Raw genomic sequence first — 19,469 nt, 5'->3', positions numbered from 1 at the left:
GATCGCCCGCAAAGCGAGAGTTAACATTTCATGATAGCACCTGTCGATACGCAGACATTACCGGCATTGGAAAACCTGATTGACGAACAGTTTACGACTCCTGAACTGGATCGGCACAATCATATTTTTAATGCCAACACGGATGAACCATTACAGGCTCAGTTCAGTTGCAGCCCAGCGCAAATCGAACGCGCCTTGACTGCAGCCGACAACGCCTACCAATCTGGTGAGTGGGAGAATACCCCGGCCGCCGAGCGCGCTGACGTGCTTGAGAAAATTGCCGACGAGCTGCAACAGACGGACTATGCCGAGCGTATTAGTCACGCCGATGCGGTAACCACGGGTGCGATTATCCGCACCACCCGCAAAATGGCCCAACTGGTCCCCCTGGTGTTTCGCCAGGCAGCCCATTTCATTCGCGCTGGCGGCCTGGAGCAGCGCTTACCGGGTCCGCGCGGCGATGTGGAGTACTTCCGTCGTCCGTGGGGTCCTGCGTTACTGATTTCTCCCTGGAACGGCCCTACCGCTATTGGTTCTCATAAAATTGCCAGCGCGCTGGCCGCTGGCGCCCCTTGTATTATGAAACCTTCAGAGTGGGCTCCGCACTCGGCCATCATCATGGCCCAGGCGATTCACAAGGTTGGTTTGCCCAAGGGAACGTTTCAATTAACCTGTGGCAACCGCACCATCGGCAGTCAAATGGTGGAGGATGATCGCATCAAGGCCATCTCCTTTACCGGCGGCTTGGCCGGTGGCCGTGCCGTCGCGCGCGCCTGTGCCGATCGTTTTGTTCCCACCCAACTGGAACTCGGTGGCAACAACCAACTGGTGGTGCTGGAAGATGCCGATCTGGACAAAGCCGCTGAGGGCATTGCCTATGGTCTGACCAATCTCAATGCGCAGTGGTGCCGTGCCCTAGGACGTGTGATAGTGCATGAATCCATGAAGCAAACTTTGCTGGATAAGTGCCTGGAGCGCCTGGCGGGTATCCGCCTGGGCCACTCACTCGATGAAGCAAGCGATATGGGTCCCATGGTACATCGCGGTCAGTATGACTTGGTCCTCAGCGAGATTGAACGACTGAAAAGCAAAGGCGGAATACCGCTTAGCAGTACACCTTTGTCTGACCTACCCGGTTATTTCATCGCCCCCACTTTGCTAGACGGTTGCTCACCGGCAGACACCCGCGAGGAAATTTTTGGTCCGGTTGCGTCCATTCATACCTACCGAACCGAAGCCGAAGCGCTGGCGCTGGCCAATGGCACCGCTCTGGGTCTGGCCGGTTATGTGTACGGTGAAGATGAAGCACGGGCTTTCGCCTTTGCGCGGCAGATGCGTACCGGTGGAGTAAAAATCAACGGCTACAGTCTGTTGAGCCTGGGTCATAACGCTCCTCGCGGAGCCTGGGGGTTGTCCGGTATTGGAGAAGAAGGGCACACACAATCTATTGAATTCTTTACCGGCGCACGTGTCGTTGGGGTTTCACCGCAGGACGCGCTTGGCGGCTATTGATAGAGCAGAATACAGAGGACTAAAAAACGGTTTGGCCGTTTTTTAGTCTGAACCAGAAGATCCAAATAAATTTCTGTGTTGTGCATCCGTCAGAGGTGTGGGCCGGTCAAATTGTTCATCTTTTGCCAAAGCTCGCTGCACAGCAGGTCGAGCTTTCATCCCAGAATACCATTTCGACACATGTGGAAAGCGGGCAAGATCAACACCCCCAACAGCCGCTTGCTGCACCCACCCAAAACACGCAATATCCGCAATCGAGTATTGCTCACAGAGAAATTTTCGCCCGTTTAAACGTCTGTCCATAACACCGTACAGACGGTTTAATTCCTGGGTGTAGCGGTCAATCGCATAGGGAATTTTGTCACGGGCATAGTAATTAAAGTGATTGGCTTGGCCGCCCATAGGCCCCAGGCCTGCCATCTGCCACATCAACCACTCCAACACTTCAACTCGGGCAGGACCTGACGAGGGCAATAGCTTGCCCGCGGTTTCTGCCAGATACATCAGGATTGCCCCCGACTCAAACACCGATAATCCCCGACCTTCTGTTCTGTTATCCACAATCGCAGGAATTTTATTATTACAGCTGATACGGAGAAAATCGGTGTTAAATTGCTGCCGGTCTAATATATCAACGAGATGTATTGCATAGGGGATCTCGAGTTCTTCCAGTGCAATGGTGATTTTTCTGCCATTCGGCGTTGGGAAATAGTAGAGGTCAATCATGAAGCTCACACATTAAATCAGTTTAAATGGATCACTTCGACCAACCCCTCAGCAGGCAATTGAATTTTTGAGGCATCATAACGAGGTGGTCCAAATTTAGGGACATGGCCATTGGACATGCCACTGGGTTCTTCCGGAATGCCAATAAAGTTCGTATCCATCTTCCCGTTATCATTACTATCGTGATATACCGCTACCGCATACTCACCAACCGGTAATTCAAAGGTAGTTGACACCTTGCCATTCACAATGCTCTCGGCCACATTCAGCTCATGGTATCTGAATTTGTCAGGGCTGAAGAATGTATCAGGACTGTTGAAGATGGATATGACAATACGTCCGACAGTAGTTTCAAAGGGAGTGATTTCAAGTTTCAGCGACGCCGTTCCAGCATTATCTTTAATATCGGTACCCGTTTCCGCCTGGGTTGATGTTTGAGCCGACACCTGAAAGGACACTGCGGTGGCGCAACATAATAACAATGACTTTAAACGTTTCATTCAATAAGCTCCTTTTTATAACTTTGTTGAAATTACTTTTATGAACTTTGGCTGTATGCCAAACAGAAATATGCAAATGCATTAAGCAAAGGTCGTCAGACCCATGACTCGCCTATAAGTCCTCAAACAACCAGGGGAGTCGAGCTTTATGTTGTAACTCAAACTTGCTGATCTCTGGCTTCTGAATCAGGGTAACATCGATAGCATCCAGACCCTGCAGTAACCTCAGGGACTTGCCATCAGCAACGGCACTCACACAATGTCAATCCCAGACATTATCGAAGAGGGTTTTGGCCATCAGGCGCAACTCCATTCTGTTCTATCATCAAGAGGTTCGACGTTCGTTAAGAGACTTCACTTAACACAGTGTTTTGCCTTTTTCCAACTCCAGACAGCGCCATCGATCAGCCCGGCCTCCCGTTTCGATATTCAGCATGGCACCCGCCTGTTTACCTACAGCCATCAGCCTGGGCAAATCGATACCGGTACGATACCCCATTTGATGCAGCATCATAACGACGTCTTCTGTGGCGACATTACCCGTAGCACCCGGCGCAAAAGGACAACCGCCCAAGCCCCCGACTGAAGCATCAAATTTTCGTATTCCTGCCATCAATGCTGCGTACACGTTTGCCATTCCCATCGCTCGTGTATCATGAAAGTGGCAAGTTAAGCGCTCTGCACCTTCACGTTCTATCAGGCGTGACATTAACGCATGTACACTGTCAGGATTGGCAGCCCCGATAGTGTCAGCGATAATCAATTCGTCAACACCCATTGCAGACAAGCGGTCCGTGAGCTGAAAAACACTCGGCTCCGGCGTTTTCCCTTCAAACGGACATTCCCAGGCAACTGCCGTACACGCCTGGACTTTGATGCCGTCTTGCTGAGCTTGACGAACAATCTCGGCCGCTGCAGCTACAGACTGCTCCACACTCAGACCGACATTTTTTTGATTCATCGTTTCAGTGGAGCAAACTACCATCATGACGCTTTTAGCACCCGCGTCTCTGGCCAATAGATAACCCTTCAAATTCGGAATCAATACCTGATAATCAACACCTTTCAAAACCGACAAAGCCGATAAAATATCGGCGCAACCCACCATCGCAGGGACCGCTTTCGGAGACACAAAACTGCCCACTTCAATAGACGGCACACCGGCTTCAATCAAGCCACAAATCAACTGTACCCGCTGTTCGACACTGAGATGCGCCGACTGGTTCTGCAAGCCATCACGCGGGCCTACATCGTTGATTTGTACCCAACGCTCGCCCGCCATTACTTGATCGCCTTACTGGCGCGCAGTTCGGCCAATTGACTGTCGCTGTAGTTCAGCAATCCCTTGAGGATATCATCCGTGTGCTGACCAATGTGAGGCGCTGCGGTAAAACTGTCTTCGTGGGTGCGCGACAGCTTGATCGGATTACCCGGCGCCTGCGTGCGTTTTCCATTGGGGTGCTCAATATCCACCACCATGTTGCGGTGCAACAATTGGGGATCGCTCAGGGCGCGTTCGAAATTGTTGATCGGTGCACAGGGAATGCGCTTTTCTTCCAACTGTTCCAGCCAAAAATCCGTGGTGTTGGTGGAAAAGATTTCGCCCAGCCGACGATCAATAAAATCTTTGTCCGCAAACCGTCCCGGCTGACCATCATATTCCGGTTTGTCGAACGCCGGTTCATTCACCACCTGCTTCAGGTTCTGCCAGAAGTTGTCCGTAATGACGGCGATGATCAGGAAGCCATCCGCGGTTTTGTAGCTGTTATAAGGCACATGAACGAAGTGCGCGTTACCAATCGGGAAGGGATTGTTGCCACTGAGGAAAAACATGGTGGCCATGTAATTCAACATAGATACCTGACAATCCACCATGGAAATATCCACATGCTGACCCTGGCCACTGACTGAACGTTCATATAAGGCGGCCAAGACCCCCATTACCGCAAACATGCCCCCCCCCAGGTCACCGGTGGGTATACCAGAACGCACAGGATCTGCTGGATCAATGCCGGTGATCGACATACCACCACCATAGGCTTGCGCCACCTGATCAAAGGCGGGACGCTTCGCCCCGGGGCCATCGGAGCCAAAGCCCGACACACAGCAGGTGATAATGCGAGGGTTAATTTCAGACAGCGTATCGTAGTCAATGCCTAATCTCTCGGGCACACCGGGGCCAAAATTACTGAACACCACATCGGCGGTTTTGACCAGATCGTAGAAGACCCGCTTGCCTTCTTCGGATTTGAGATTGAGGGCCACACTGCGCTTGTTACGATTCAGGGTAATGAAATAAGCACCAAAGCCATCTATTGAATTGTCCGGATCGGTGGCCAGCAGCTTACGGGTTCCCTCTCCCTCTAACGGCTCTACCTTGATCATATCGGCACCGAGATCGGCCAGTAGCATGGTGCCGTACGGGCCGGATAACATATGGGTCAGATCAAGAATCCTGACGCCTTCCAATGCTTTTTTCATCGGCATAAAACCTCTTTTTATACACTTGAATTTGGAGGTTATTAAACCGCGTTGGCGCCAGCATTTCAGAATTTTTCAGGATGATTTTTGATTTATGTCAGACTTGTATAAGAATGGCAAAGCGTCTTAAAGACACCTCGCCATTGCCTGGCTTTACAGACACACGGAATTGACCACATCTGTATCTGTGGCAACCAGCTGCTGTCCTTTGGCTTTTATGCTCACCGAGCGCATGTCTGGCAAAGGCTTGTCCTGCAGAAACGCCAGAACATCCGTCACGCCTTCTTCGGGAGACTCAATGGGTAGTACATGCCCTATTCCCGGATAGAGTTTGACCCAAACACAGGCGCTGTTGGTTAACCTATCCTGAAAGTCATACGCCAGACCTGAAGGCAGCTGTGGATTTTCCTCACCCCACAGCACCAGCGTGGGTGCGGCAATACTGGCCAACAGGGCATCGGGTTCGCCGACGTTAAAATCACGCAAACGCTCCATCTCGCCCGGCCGATTGCCCTGACGCCGGAACATATCGTAAAACTCGTCTACATTCGCATCGGTTACGAGCTGATCATCAATGACCATCCACTGCAAAAAATTTTTATAGGCCCAACGCGGAATCAAATAAACAGCGTAGTCCACCCAGCCCGGTATCGTACCGGAACGGGCATTGTCACGTTTCAGGCCACCGGAATTGATTAACACCAGCTTTTCGACGCGCTGCGGCAGACCGGCAGCCAAGTGGAAAGCGACATTGCCACCCAGAGACGTGCCCACCACACTGAAACGGTCCACGTCCAGCCGCTGCAGTAACTGCTGCACCAACTGTTGCGATGACGCCATACTGTAATCCCCGACCGGATCAGGCCCTGTCAGTCCATGGCTTCGCATGTCATAGCGGATGACACGATAGTGTTGACTCAACGCCGGGACCCATTGATCCCACTGGGTCATGGCGAAGAAGTGCGAGTGTATTAACAGCAATACCGGACCCTCACCAACATCCTGGTAATGCACACGCACGCCATCGATATCCATTGACTGGACATCGAAGTCATAATGGCGCTCTTGCAGCCGTTCGGGGGATAACTCCGAACCTCTGATCAGCACCCATACTATTGATAACAGTACTGCCACCACTGCCATTAACAAGGTGTATTTTATTCCTCGCCAAATCACCGCCATGCTGTTGCCTCGCTGAGTCGTTTTCAAACCCTACAAATATCACACTGTGTAGCTCTAACTCTATGCGTATAAAGAACTTTTTTGATATTTATCATGGTTGCTGCCTCTGGAAAATCTATCGTTAACAATGACAAACCAAAGACTAAAGTCATCCGTATAAATGAGGCTGTGAATGAAAATATTAATTCTGGGTATGGGGCATATTGGCAAAGCTCTGGCAACAACATTGCGACAGCAGGGCCATGTGGTCACTGGTACCACCACCACTCCTGCCAAAGTCGAAAGCCTGCAACAATGCGCGGATGAGATCATCGTTCTGCAAGGCAGCGATCGTGACGCGGTGATCGATGCCGCCCGCTCCGTGGATTATGTCATTATTACCGTTGCACCCAATGTGAAAAACACCAAAACCATTGAGGAACGTCACCAACATTACCAGCAAACCCTGCTTGAGACCTGTCGAAATGTAGCGGATTCAGAGACTCCGTCGCTGTTCTGTTCTTCGTTTTCTGTCTATGGCGATGGCACCCAGGTTGAACAAGACATTACTGAAGACAGTCCTACTGCCAATCATGAAGAGCCATCTTCGAAATATTATCAACTGGCTGAAGCAGAGGTATTAAGGCATGAAAAGGGTTGTGTGCTGCGCTTCCCGGATATGTACGGTGCACCTGGGGATATGAGTTTTAGTGAACGTGTCAAAATGGCACACGAGTTTTTTGGAGGAAAAATACTGTTTGGTCGCGAGGCCCTGCTCTACTCTATCCACTTCGAAGATGTGGTTCAAGCGATCCTGCATGCTCTGGAAAAGCAGCTGAATGGTATCTATAACGTGTGTGATAACCTCAGTCTTCCTGGCACCAATGCAGAAGTGTTTGATGCGATTTGTCGCGAACAGGGACTTTCCGATCTGGAGTACACCAACCATATCAAGGCCCCTTCTCAAAGAATCTCCGCGGACAAGCTCTATGCCAGCGGATACAGTGTGCAGCATTCCGACCCGAACAGCGTCTATCGTCAAGTACACAGCTGATAAGGAGCACGCTACGATGGCAAACATCGTTATAACCGGAAGCACTCAGGGGATTGGATTCGGGCTCGCAACAGCGTTTGCCGATCTCGGTCATAATGTCGTTATCTGTGGCCGCGATAGCGCTGCCCTGGATTCTGCTCTATCAGCACTCGCGAAGTCCAAAGGAAAATCTTTTGGTCGTCAATGTGACATTTCTCAACCCGGTGAGCTGCAGGCACTGTGGGATTTTTCCATAGACACGCTCGGCCCGATTGACATTTGGATCAATAATGCCGGCTTTGCCAGAACCACTGAAAAAATCATCGACTACTCAATCGACGATGTAGAAAAGATGGTCAACACCAATTTGAAAGGCACTTTGTACGCTCTTCAAATCGCGGTTAAGGGCATGTTGACCCAGGGGCAGGGAAAAATATTCAACATCCTCGGTGGCGGCTCCAATGGTGAGTATTTCCCTGGCATGGGTATCTACGGATCCACCAAGCGCGGACTGGACTATGTGACCGATGCCCTGGTCAAAGAGCTGCAAGAAACGCCTTTAATTATCGGCAAAGTTCGTCCAGGCATGGTAGTAACGGAAGCCATTATCCGTGAAATCCAGGAAGATCCCGATAACTTCCACAAAAACCGCAAAATGATGAACATTCTGTCAGATTCTGTTGATACGGTTTGTCCCTACTTGGCCGAACGTATGCTCATGTGTCAAAAGAGCGGTAGCAAAATATCCTGGTTAACCGGTGGCAAGATCTCTTGGCGCATGCTGAGCGCGTTATTTAAAGCGCCTGAGGACAAATTCCCGGAAGTTTCCGCCCAGTCCACTTCATAGAACAAACAATTTATCAAAACCATAAAAGGCAAAAACGAATGTCCGATACTAAATCCATTCATGAATTTCTGGCCGAGAATCCCAATGTAGATGTCAGCCGTTACTGGGATCGTTGTTTCACCATCCTGACCGATGTTAAAACCAAAATTGCTGAACAATTTACTGAACTTAAATTAGATCCTGGCTGTGTTGGACGGGAATACTACACTTCCCCCAATGGCGAGTTCGAAGGCTCTTTCCAGGCGTGGTCCAGCTCAGATTGTGACTGGCTGGTGAATTCATGGCTAGGTAATCGCAAGGCCTCAATCCTCGACATGAACGCTACCTGTTTTCCGAGTGCGGCCATTGATGTACCAAACTTTGTCATGGTATTTGGCACCATTCCATCACTGTTCTTTTACTTCGATTTCACTCCGCGTCGCAACATCATGGTGGATACCGACTATCTCGACACCTACTACCAAGCCATCAACGAAGACTATTTGCAATTACGTGGCAATAACAATTTTCAGTGGAATGTCAGCCACGGCACTTACATGAGGAGCATGGTAAATCCCTCCACGCAAAGCCTGACGGCAGAACTGAACGATGAGAATATCGACACTCTGGAAGCTTACGCCTATCGCATGCTGGACCACTGGCTGGGATGGGTAAAAAATGCCAAGCCTGTACCTCAGGAAGAACAGGCTTCGCTGCAGGCCTACAGTCATAAAATCCGTCAACTCGGTTACGAGCGGGATCCTATGAATGCGTTGGCCGAGAACGTGTTTGGTAAAGACCAGGTACAAACCATGCTGGATTTACGTATGGGCAAACAGCAAATGGCGAACACAAAACTCTACTAACTTTCTGCTAAAACACCTGCTACTTCTGAGAGCAGGTGTTTCCTTTTCTTCTTAAGCACCAATCAAAAGACATAAAAAAACCTGGGGTCTTACTCCCAGGTTTTTTTTGGCTCTAACAATTATAAGCTATCAGTAAAACTCGTAATTGAAACGAATGCCTGCCGTACGCGGTTCAGGCAAGGTTACATTCGCCCCGAAGGTCAAGCCCAGGCCAGACATGGTCAATGGCATATGACCATAATCCGGGTTACCTAACACTGATCGAGGGGTATCATCATCCAGAACGTTATCCACATAGAGGATGGCGCTCCACTGATCACTGCGTAAACCAGCGGATAGATCCCAAAGTGTGTACTCCGGAATCCAGCCCTGATTACCTTTCTCGATATAACGCTTGGATTGGTAGGTGCCAGATAGCTCTACAAAGTAGTCCATATCCACACCGACTTGATCCTCAAAACGAACACCCACATTAGCGGCGTGTTTGGCAGAGAACGGCAGCGACTTACCGGAGAAGTCACCTTCTACATTACCCGCTTCGATTTTCTCCATGGTGGACACTTCAAGTGACCGGCCAAAGCCATCAACCTGGCCCTGAATAGCATCACTTAAGTTAAAGTCTTTGAACTCAGCATCTGAGTATGTGTAAGACATCCACAACGAAAAATTCTGGTTAACGTTATACTGAACATCCACTTCAAAACCCGTACTTTGCGACTCACCTGCGTTAGCAATAGAGGTGTTCAAAACGCCCCAGGCGTTGGTGTAGTTAAACGGGATCTGCTGGTCGGTATAGACGTTATGGAACACAGCGCCGTTGACCTGTAAACTCTTATCCAGCCACAGGCTTTTTACACCAATCTCAAACGCGGTCAGTTTTTCAGGATCGTATTCGCCTGTACGCATGTCACCACTGGCACCGGTGGTTGAAACACCGCCGGGTTTAAAGCCGGTGGCTACGTTACCATAGGCAAAGACGTCATCATTAATTTGCCAATCCAACGTCAAGCGGGGCAAGAAAGCTTCATCACTGCGTGAATTCTCGGTCATCAAGCCAAACGTAGGGTAAACAAAAGCACCGTGGATAGTCTGATCATCGGCTGAGCCTTGGTAATCGATATCTTCAGTCAGGTAGCGAGCCTCTAAAGTAACACGCAGTGCCTGATTGATCCGATAAGCAACAGAGCCCGCAATCGAAGCGTGCTTGGTTTCCCGGTACATTGGGATCACCGCACTAAAATTTGGATCAGTATTAATTTCCGAGATACCAGCAGGCATCAGATACGGCAACAAAGTATCTACATCCGCTCCATCACGAAGCCACCAGGCCGCTCCCAGAGTAGAAGTCAGTTCTTCGTGCCAATACATGGCGCTTACCATCCAGTCCCAGTTTTCGCTGGTGAAGGACAAACGCAACTCCTGACTGAACTGCTCCATTTCATGACTGCTGTCCGAATCAGCAGAGAAGCCGATTTGGGAGGCATAAGGTGGAAAAGAGACCAAGGTGTAGTTGGATACGTCAAAGTCTTCCTGAATGTAGGAATTGTTTTTATTGTAACCCGTCAGAGAGATCACATTGTAGTTATCATCTAAATCCCAGGACAACTCCAGGTGCGTTCGAAAATTCTCACTGTTGGTGCCTTCGAAATCATTGCCAGTCTCTGGGTTTGGCGACAAGTCAATATCAGACTCTTTGGCATGGGTACCGATTGGACCTGTCAGGTGTGGTCGACACGTGTCGGAATAATTTGGCACCGCCCCGCAACCGCTGGTACCCGGAACACCGCTCCAGGTCGCCCCGTCAGCCAGGCTGCCGATCAAAAATGGGTCCGCAAATGGGTCAGCAACCGCATTATCCAGTGACCGCGCAAAGACGATCGGCCGCGAGGTGTATTTTTGTTCGGAGTATTCCAGACGAGTAAATGCCGAAAAGGTATCTGTCGGCGTCCAGTTAAAACTGAGGGCTGCGCCCGTCATTTCACTGCCACCTAATTCGCCACCGGTATTGGGGTTTTCATAGGTGCCTTCGCCTCGGGCGTAAGCCAGGTTGATTCCGCCCGCCAACACATCCTCAATCATGGTGCCAGCAGCGCCAAATTTCAGACTGTGCGAATTATACTCATCCATATCGACATCCATATGGATGTCTGTCTCATGGCTGGGACGCTTGGTGACGTAGTTGATGGCACCAGTAAAAGCCCCACGGCCGTAAAGCACACTCTGCGGGCCTTTAACCACTTCAACACGTTCCAGGTCCATAAGTGCCACGTTGGCACTACTACCGCCGCCGGCAGTGGTCATGGCTTCACTGGAGATATCGATTCCATCCACCAGTACTGCCACATTGGGTCGGCCACGGTCCGCGGACAAACCTCGAATGACTGGACGAGTATCATTCGGCAGCAAACCAACATCGAACACCAGACCCGGCGTCAGCTTGGCGACGGATTGCAGGTCCTGGATATTTTTTTCTCTTAATTTACTTGCAGATATTGCATCAATTGCCAATGGTACGGTCTGAAGGTTCTCAGCACGCTTACGGGCAGTTACCACCACCTCTTCGATCAAATAATCGGATGTAGATTGTGCCAACACTTCGACTGAACTATACGACGAAAATGCAGCAACCGCTAAGAACAATTTATTTCTAAGATTCATGATTTTGCCCTACTCAAATCTTTAGATTTATTTATCAACCCGTTGCTGCAGGATGTACCTCAATCTCCTCAACAACTGCAACCAGACTATCTTGGCGGCTGCATTTCAAAAATGTTAAAAAAAGTAAAAGATGACATTTATCAATAATTGCTCGAAGCCGGACTGATCCAAACCACTGGCTCTAACAGACCAAATAAAATCATGCATCAAACTGGTGAATAATAAAAAGTGAAGCACCAAAAGGTGTCGCCACGTTCTTTCTTAAAATTAAAAACTTGCGTCAGCGCGGTCGAAATTATTATTGTTAAACGCAAAAAACCGACACCAAAAATGATGTCGGTTATACCTGTGAGATGTCGGTTATACCTGTGAGATGTCGGTTATACCTGTGAGATGTCGGTTATACCTGTGAAATGTTGGTTATACCAATGAATTGGGCTTAGTAAGATTTTCCGGTATCAGGATTAACCGGTGTTTTCCAAAACATAAGCATTAAGCCGATGTACGCTGTAATAATCAACAATGAGGTGGTGGGAAAGTCCAGGTAGTATACCCAAGGCTCTTTGAACCATTCCCACAATACCGCTTGCTCTGGCAAGTACCAAAACACTCCCCCTACGGCAATGGCATAGCGTATGGCCAGACCAACTTCCTTCTGCTTACTCTGTTTCCAGAGGATATACACTGCCCATCCAGCCACAACAGCAGTAATCACATAGGTCATCCAGTGGTGCAGGCCCAGCAATCTCTCATCATTGACCAACAGCATCAGGATGTACATAAACCAGTTGACGAACATAACCTCGGAAGCCGCCACTCGCGCATATTGAGGTTTGTAACCCCGACTGGGTGCCCCGGTTCGCAAGCCAAACAAATTACGCACCCACAAAATCAAGCGACAGCGAATGTCCTTATTCATTCCCATGTAGACCATCATCATGAGACAGAACAGCGAGCTGCTCTGTAGGAATACATGTTCTCCCATAAAATACGGCCGGGGAATGCTGGTGTCACCACTGAATAAAGCACCAACAGCTGTCTTATCCAGGTAAGCGATGCCTTCTGCAGTTTTGGCCAATGCGAAATTATTTTCCGCTCCAATAAAATGTAAGTACATTTCAAACCAAAAAACCCATATCAGGGCGCCACCCATATAACCTAACCAGGTAGCTTTCACTTCATTGCTCTGTGACAGTCCCCGCCAGACCAGATGCAAGCCCAAAGCGCCCAAAACAATAGCAATAGCGTAAGAAATTGCCATCGGTATTCCGGCGTAAATCAAGGTAACCAAATACATATGTGCAATCATCTTTTCAAGTACCACCCAACTAAAAGCCAGCAGACCAACCATGGGTGCTGAATAGTACCAAGCTTTATCTACCCCTTTACTTACCGCGATCTGCGCAGTCATAGATTACCTCTTTTGTTCCATAGTAAGATTTTTATTGAATCAACAACACGTTATATTTAATGCAGATAACATACCCATAAAAAACCATTTGAAAACAACGATTACTGCCTGTAGTCAAGCTAAATTGCAGCTTCAATGTGGCTAATGAAGCTGTCCATACTGTAACCGCGCGCCCCACTGATCTGTCTCATGATTGAGGTGAAGCGGACGCATATTCAGCCCAGCCTGCTTTTCAAACCATTGAGCCAACCTTAACAGTTGCATATCACTGCCATGATTACCGATGATCTGAAGCCCCAACGGCAGGCCATCTTTCGACCAGCCCATTGGTACACTGACGGCGGGGTGACCACTGAAATTGGCAATACTGGTGAGGCAGGTTTGTAATGCTGGTACGGGCTCCTTGAAATTAAAAGCAGCCTGTAAACTGGTCGGCATTAATAAAAAATCATTTTTCACCAAAGCCTTTTGCAACCTTGACACACTCTCATCCAGCAGACGATCCGCAACTATCACGTCGGCGGCCATAATTTTTTGGCCGCGACTGATCATGCGTTGTAGTTTCTCTGGCAAAGCGTTGGGCAATCCCAACAATTTACCACCATACTCAACGCCGATCTCCGCTTCACACAGGGTCAGTCCTGCAGATTGGTATTGATCACCCGGGTAATCCCCCCAATCGCAGTTCTGTATGTGTGCCCCAAATTCTGCAAACAGCTCTAGCGCAGCATCATATGTTGTCGCTATTTCTGGGATCAACCCCCACTGATCCAAGCCTTGAAATGCCCCCAGGGAAAGATCACGCACACGCACGGGACGTTTCGGCAACAATAATGGTCTGGAACCGACACAGTTAGGATCGATCGCCATCATGTAGGGTAAAATGAGGTAGAGATCTTGCGGGGTTTTAGCCAGTGGGCCGACATGGTCCAAACGACGACTGAGCCTGAAACTGCCAACCGTACTCACCGTTCCTGCGCTGGGCTTAATCGCCGTGACACCACAATAACTGGCGGGAATACGCAGGGCTCCCAAGGTGTCGGTACCCACGGCAAAGCTGCATAAACCGGCGGCGACAGCCGCACCACAACCCCCATTTAACCCCCCAGCGGCATGAGACAGCTTATGGGGATTGTAACAACGAACTGGATATGCCTCGCCAAGCACGTCGCTAGACGGGCTCTCCTGAACGTGCAGTTTACCGAGAATCACCATGCCGGCGGCCCGCAATCGCTCTACCACAAAAGCATCTTGCAGAGCCGGGCTCAGCATTTTAGGGCCATCCATGCCGCACCTTGTCACCATACCAGCAACATCGATGTTATCGCTCACAGCCAGTGTCAGTCCATCCAGTGGAGACAGCGTTAAACCTTGACTTCGACGCTGATCCGACGCTCGAGCCGCTCTGAGTGCCTCATCAGGCTGAAGGCAGGTGTAGCTGTTTAGCTGCCCATCCCGACGATCAATGGCCTCAAGGGTTGCCAGGGTCAGGTGTTCACTGGTGATATTTCCGCAGGCCAACCAGGCGGCCTGGTCCGTAGCCGACGTCAGCAGCAAGGAATCATCCAACACCTGTGTGAGCCTCTCCATGATCCGCTACCCTGTCTGGAAGGACGTTTAATTAACGTCGCCGCGCTCATTCTTTTGTAATTCGTTCATGAACTCACAGGTGATTACGGCAATGCCCTGCTCAAGAGCGGCCTCTTCCACTCGCTTTTTGATTTTTGAGCGAACGAAAATCGGAGCCATTTTTAAAGATTCTTCGGCGAATATATCCCACTCAAGCTCAACATTGCTCATAATCACACTCCCAGATGTTATCGTCGTTTTAGCTGTCTTATTGTGACTGATGATCCAGTCTACTGATTGTGCTACCGAGTAATATGCGAAAAGTCATTTTTTTCTTCAGTAACAACCTCTAAATGCAACTTAGAATTCTTCCAGCAATCTACCCTTACCGGTTACCTTGTCATTAATGCCACAGGCACGCAGGGCATGCCAGACGGTGGCGACATTGATCGGGATCAAAGGCTTCTGCAAGGTGTGCTCCAACACCGGAAACAAATCAACGGTGGACAGATTGGTGCCACACTGAATGATGGCATCAACATCATCGCCATCCACTTCGCGAACCGCTGCCAGAACATCCTGTATGGGTGTTTCAGCAATGGCGGTCGCCGACGGCCGATTGAGGCCCTTTACGTGTTTTACTTCATAGCCGATTTCAGTGAAGTACTGACGTACATTATCATCACCCACCTGAGGGTAAGGCGTGATGACCGAAATCCGCTTGGCTCCAAAGCACTCCAGCGCTTCCCGCGTGGCTGTAGCGCCAGTGGTCAGGCTCACATCACCAATGTGTTCCCGCACGGCATTTTCAAAGGCAATATTTCCCTCGACGCCCCCCCAGAAGGTTTCCGCCGACATTCCCAGCATGATGTGATTAACCTTGGCCGACATGACATTGCGTAAGGAGATGGGAATTTCGCCACGCATAATATCGAGAAAACGCTCAAACACGGCATTTTCATCGTCACCGGTCTCATCTACCTCATCGGCCCAATTGCGCAGTTCTATCCAAAACCTTGACGGATGCCAACTGACGCCATCGAGGATGAATTTTTGTAAATCGTATTCGACCCCCGTGTTCGTGGACGGGATGATGACCCCGATCTGTGCCCGACGGGCTATTTGATAATTGTCCATAATACCCTCTGCTTAGGTTAAATAGCCTGCGACACTGGCTCGGCGTTGAGCTTGTAGCTCTGCCAACGCCCTATGACAAACAGCGCCAACACCACCAGCAAGAGTGTGCTGGTGGCCGAAAAATAATACGGGCTCTGCACCCCCAGATTGGCAAATACTGCGCCGGTGGCAGAGGTCCCAATGGCACGCCCCAAAGTCCCTATTGAGCTGTAGACACCCAATACCGTACCTCGATTGGTCGGCGTCGCACATTGCGATACCAGACTCTGCATGGACGTGAGAATCATGGCAGCGCCCACCGACTGCACCGCCAGTGCCCCCATCACACCGACCACACTGGCCATTCTGCCGGCAAAGGTCATCCCCAGCATCGCCAGTGTGAATAACACTGCCCCACTCAACAGCAAACGGGTTTCGCCAAAACGTCGAGTCAAGGGACCAATTAACCCTGCCTGGACAATGACCATGGCGATCCCTGCGGTCAACAACATGGGCATCAGGTCGCGGGGGCCTTTGGCAACTTCGACAGCCTCGGTCCAGATAGGAAAAATTGACTCACCCAGGCCGGCTGCGACGTTGTAAGTCAAACCACCACACACCAGCAACAGAATCACCGGGTGCTGGACTACCTGATAAAATGCTTGCCACTGACTAACGCGTTTCTCCTGCTGCAGAGCAGTACGACTCTCAGCGGATAAGCTTTCCTTCATCACCAGCAGTACCATTAATAAAGCAACAAACGACAGACCTGCGGCAACCATAGCGGGCAATTGTAAATTGGCGGTTTCGAAGCTGTCACCGGCCAGGAAAGAACCGAGCAGAGGGCCAATGATAAAACCAAGCCCCAATGCGGCACCAATCAATCCCATGCCCTTGGCCCGATTTTCCGGAGTACTGATGTCCGTTACATAGGCTTGAGCGGCCGCCACATTACCCGCCATCAAACCACTGACCAGCCGGCTTAACGCAATCATCCAGACGGTGTCCGCAAAGCCAAGAATGACATAGCCAATAACCGATCCCGCCATGCTGATCATCAGCACTGGTTTACGGCCGTAATAATCCGACAGGCGTCCCAACAAAGGTGTGCTGAAAAACATACCGATAACATACAGTGCCATACAGAAGGTGGCTAATTCAGGACCGGCCCCCAAACGCAATGCATAAAACGCAAGGATCGGCACCATCATGCCAAAGCCGATCATATCCAACAAAACCACCACAAAGGCAATTAACATACACTGTTCCAACGTATCCAGTATTGGGTCTGCTTAAGCAGCCGGTCCGAGCTCGCTGTCAAGAGAGAGGTTATCCACTCTTGCCCGGCGCCAAGGTATTGCCTTGCTCTTTACTAAAAAAGATTCGATACTGATCAGTTTTCTTCGAATAACCGACCCATATTGTCATATTGATCTTTAACGCCACAGGACCTAAGCGCATGCCAGACAGTAGCCACATTGATAGGCAGCACTGGCTTTTGCAGCATTTTCTCCACCACTGGAAAAATACCGGCGGTAGAAAGATTGGTGCCCACCTGCACGATGGCGTCCACATTGTCGGCATCCAGCTCGTGAATTAAATCCAACACCTGATGCTCAGAGACCAGGGCAATAGCGTCGTGGGCATTTTCGCACTTAAGCCCATGCACTCGGTGTATCTCATAGCCCGAGTCTTCAAAAAACAAGCGCACATTTTTATCGCCAATCGGCTGATAAGGCGTCAACACCGAAATACGCTTGTTGGTATTGCCTGATACTCCGAGCGCTTCCAGAGCGGCAATCACCGCATTGGCACCGGTGGTCAGGCCGGTATCTTCGCCGACCATTTCCTGGATACGATCGACAAAACCATCATTACCCTTAATGCCGCCCCAGAAGGTTTCCGCAGACATGCCCATCATCACGTGATCCGGCTTACAGGTTTTAAGTGACGCGATGGAATCACCAATGGTCTGTCGTAGCATTTCCAAAAACCGCATAAAATTATCGTCATCACTGAGGTCTGCATGCTCAATCATGAAACGCGAAAAATGCCAGCTGACGCCACGAGGAATAATACGTTGGCAATCGTACTCAACTGAAGTATTCGTCGAAGGGATGATGACACCGATTTTACCGCGATGACCGATATAATTATCCTGATGCCCGTTGGTTTTTTGATCTCGATCGCGGGTACGACTCAGGTCAAAATTTTCTGGAAACGTCATTTTTGACTCCTAAAGGTAACGCCATAGCCTTCAAACCTGTGCCACAGGTTAAGACCATCCCATTCAAAAACAGAAAAAATATTGATTTATTATTTATCACTCTCGATGAGTGAATTATTCTCTATTACCCACCCCAAACTGACTCTGCTCACTACCTTCGACTTCCATTTGTGCCGCCATTAAGCGTCCTCGTTCTGCCGGGAAGGCCTGCACTATGCCCATGGCCAACTCGCGCAGGTAGCGTGCAGGATCGCCCATGGTGCCGGAGGTACCGCTGGCTTTTAGCGCGTTAACCGCAACACTGAACCCCGCCTCGGCCACGACCCCTTTACACAAACGCCATTGTTTCACGACATCATGCTTGGGCAGCAAGGGTGGCTCACTGGTTTCCAGTTCCAGTTGACGGCGCAACCAGAGTAGCGCTGTTTCAAGATCCACCATCATTTTGCCAATCAATTCCTGCTGGAAAGGTGCCGAACCGATTGGCTTGCCGGTGTCAGCAAATTTCTTACTGGTGAGAGAATCAAGGGCATGGCGGTAGGCGCTGAAAGCGGCCCCGGCATAACCACAGATGGCCGCCATTTGGTTACCCACAAAACTGCCTCGACTCATTTGCATACAGCGCGTGAAAGCCCCGGGAATGGCCAATGCCTTGTCGTCCGGAACAAAATAATTTTCCAGTACAATGCCATTGGAGCTTGAGCCGCGCATGCCCATGGCATTCCAGGGCGCTCTTGAATTCACCCCATCACCTTCACGGTCAACAAAAAACGTGCACAGTCCTTCCGCCGTGTCATAGCCCTCCAGACTGGCGGTGACCAGATAGCGGTCCGCCACCCCCGTGCCGGTGCCAAAGCTTTTCACCCCATTGAGCAGGTATCCGCCTTCCACTTTTTTGGCGGTAGTACTGATGGTGACGGCGGCCTGTTCAGACTTCACCGACTCGGAAGCGAAATTTGCAAACCACAAACCATCACGGCCCATGCCATAGAGCACCTGCTCAGCAAAACGCCGTACTATCGGCGCTTCTTCCTCACTGAACAATCCTTCTTCCAGCGCCTCCATGGCAAGCAAGCCTCGTGATGCTGCACTGCAATGAAAGAAAAAAGCCAATGCAGTAGACGGACAAGCCGTTCCCAACGCAAAACAGGCAGCCGACAAATCCTTTAAGTCCCCTCCCAGGCCACCGTACTGCTGCGGAATAATAAGTCCCAGCAGGCCTGAATCACTGAAGGTTTTGACGTGAGGCATATGAAACGCGGCCTTTTCATCAACTTCCCTCGCCATTTCACGCACAATGGGCAACACTGATTCAACCACTTCAGCCCGGCTGCGAGCCATCGGCTCCATATTTTCAACCAGGTATTCACCAGTCAGCTTCAT

The 19,469-nt window shown here is 50.1% G+C and carries 18 protein-coding genes; 4 read left to right on the top strand and 14 right to left on the bottom strand.

Going from position 1 to position 19,469, the window contains the following annotated elements:
* Nucleotides 1-30: 30 nt before the first annotated feature.
* Nucleotides 31-1,512 carry an aldehyde dehydrogenase family protein gene (locus tag G8770_RS17195; protein WP_167189700.1) on the top strand — a complete coding sequence of 494 codons (1,482 nt, stop codon included), beginning with the start codon at nt 31-33 and terminating at the stop codon, nt 1,510-1,512.
* Nucleotides 1,513-1,554: 42 nt separating this feature from the next.
* Here G8770_RS17195 and G8770_RS17190 read toward each other — a convergent pair whose 3' ends face one another.
* The 6 genes from G8770_RS17190 to G8770_RS17165 form a co-directional block, all read right to left on the bottom strand.
* Nucleotides 1,555-2,238 carry a glutathione S-transferase family protein gene (locus G8770_RS17190; RefSeq protein ID WP_167189697.1) on the bottom strand — a complete coding sequence of 228 codons (684 nt, stop codon included), beginning with the start codon at nt 2,236-2,238 and terminating at the stop codon, nt 1,555-1,557.
* A 17-nt stretch (nt 2,239-2,255) separates the two neighbouring features.
* Nucleotides 2,256-2,738 (bottom strand): DUF2141 domain-containing protein, encoded by a 483-nt coding sequence (locus G8770_RS17185; protein WP_167189694.1) that lies wholly within the window; start codon nt 2,736-2,738, stop codon nt 2,256-2,258.
* Nucleotides 2,739-2,850: 112 nt separating this feature from the next.
* Nucleotides 2,851-2,994 carry a hypothetical protein gene (locus G8770_RS17180; protein WP_167189691.1) on the bottom strand — a complete coding sequence of 48 codons (144 nt, stop codon included), beginning with the start codon at nt 2,992-2,994 and terminating at the stop codon, nt 2,851-2,853.
* 102 nt (nt 2,995-3,096) lie between these two features.
* Nucleotides 3,097-4,020, bottom strand: coding sequence for a hydroxymethylglutaryl-CoA lyase (locus G8770_RS17175; RefSeq protein ID WP_167189688.1), 924 nt, complete (start codon nt 4,018-4,020; stop codon nt 3,097-3,099).
* Nucleotides 4,020-5,225 carry a CaiB/BaiF CoA transferase family protein gene (locus tag G8770_RS17170; RefSeq protein ID WP_243760542.1) on the bottom strand — a complete coding sequence of 402 codons (1,206 nt, stop codon included), beginning with the start codon at nt 5,223-5,225 and terminating at the stop codon, nt 4,020-4,022. Before G8770_RS17170 ends, G8770_RS17175 begins: the two co-directional genes overlap by 1 nt.
* Before the next feature lie 147 nt (nt 5,226-5,372).
* Nucleotides 5,373-6,401, bottom strand: coding sequence for an alpha/beta fold hydrolase (locus G8770_RS17165; RefSeq protein WP_167189685.1), 1,029 nt, complete (start codon nt 6,399-6,401; stop codon nt 5,373-5,375).
* Nucleotides 6,402-6,573: 172 nt separating this feature from the next.
* Between G8770_RS17165 and G8770_RS17160 the strand changes: the two genes are divergently transcribed.
* The 3 genes from G8770_RS17160 to G8770_RS17150 are packed head-to-tail and all read left to right on the top strand — an operon-like array spanning nt 6,574 to nt 9,105.
* The gene (locus tag G8770_RS17160; protein WP_167189683.1) at nt 6,574-7,434 is read left to right on the top strand and encodes an NAD-dependent epimerase/dehydratase family protein; all 861 of its coding nucleotides are present in this window, start codon (nt 6,574-6,576) and stop codon (nt 7,432-7,434) included.
* 16 nt (nt 7,435-7,450) lie between these two features.
* Nucleotides 7,451-8,260, top strand: a complete 810-nt coding sequence (locus tag G8770_RS17155; protein ID WP_167189680.1) for an SDR family NAD(P)-dependent oxidoreductase — start codon at nt 7,451-7,453, stop codon at nt 8,258-8,260.
* 38 nt (nt 8,261-8,298) lie between these two features.
* Entirely contained in the window at nt 8,299-9,105 is an 807-nt protein-coding gene (locus tag G8770_RS17150; RefSeq protein WP_167189677.1) for a hypothetical protein, read from the top strand.
* A gap of 129 nt (nt 9,106-9,234) precedes the next feature.
* Here the strand turns inward: G8770_RS17150 and G8770_RS17145 are convergent, their stop codons facing one another.
* The 8 genes from G8770_RS17145 to G8770_RS17110 form a co-directional block, all read right to left on the bottom strand.
* Complete coding sequence (locus G8770_RS17145) at nt 9,235-11,763, bottom strand: TonB-dependent receptor (RefSeq protein WP_167189675.1); 2,529 nt, start codon at nt 11,761-11,763, stop codon at nt 9,235-9,237.
* A 439-nt stretch (nt 11,764-12,202) separates the two neighbouring features.
* Nucleotides 12,203-13,174 (bottom strand): hypothetical protein, encoded by a 972-nt coding sequence (locus tag G8770_RS17140; protein WP_167189672.1) that lies wholly within the window; start codon nt 13,172-13,174, stop codon nt 12,203-12,205.
* A gap of 141 nt (nt 13,175-13,315) precedes the next feature.
* Nucleotides 13,316-14,764 (bottom strand): amidase, encoded by a 1,449-nt coding sequence (locus G8770_RS17135; protein WP_167189669.1) that lies wholly within the window; start codon nt 14,762-14,764, stop codon nt 13,316-13,318.
* Between the two features lie 27 nt (nt 14,765-14,791).
* Nucleotides 14,792-14,974 (bottom strand): PCP reductase family protein, encoded by a 183-nt coding sequence (locus tag G8770_RS17130; protein WP_167189666.1) that lies wholly within the window; start codon nt 14,972-14,974, stop codon nt 14,792-14,794.
* A gap of 129 nt (nt 14,975-15,103) precedes the next feature.
* Nucleotides 15,104-15,880, bottom strand: coding sequence for a maleate cis-trans isomerase family protein (locus G8770_RS17125; RefSeq protein WP_167189662.1), 777 nt, complete (start codon nt 15,878-15,880; stop codon nt 15,104-15,106).
* A 17-nt stretch (nt 15,881-15,897) separates the two neighbouring features.
* The gene (locus G8770_RS17120; RefSeq protein WP_167189659.1) at nt 15,898-17,118 is read right to left on the bottom strand and encodes an MFS transporter; all 1,221 of its coding nucleotides are present in this window, start codon (nt 17,116-17,118) and stop codon (nt 15,898-15,900) included.
* A gap of 134 nt (nt 17,119-17,252) precedes the next feature.
* Nucleotides 17,253-18,086 (bottom strand): maleate cis-trans isomerase family protein, encoded by an 834-nt coding sequence (locus G8770_RS17115; protein ID WP_167189656.1) that lies wholly within the window; start codon nt 18,084-18,086, stop codon nt 17,253-17,255.
* Nucleotides 18,087-18,200: 114 nt separating this feature from the next.
* Nucleotides 18,201-19,469: an acyl-CoA dehydrogenase family protein gene (locus G8770_RS17110; RefSeq protein WP_167189653.1), complete on the bottom strand. Its 1,269-nt coding sequence runs from the start codon at nt 19,467-19,469 to the stop codon at nt 18,201-18,203.

The sequence above is a fragment of the Pseudomaricurvus hydrocarbonicus genome, from assembly GCF_011602365.1.
In the GTDB taxonomy this organism is placed as follows: domain Bacteria; phylum Pseudomonadota; class Gammaproteobacteria; order Pseudomonadales; family Cellvibrionaceae; genus Pseudomaricurvus; species Pseudomaricurvus hydrocarbonicus.
The sequence above is the reverse complement of the archived record's forward strand: the minus strand, read 5'-3'. Positions and strand labels throughout refer to the sequence as shown.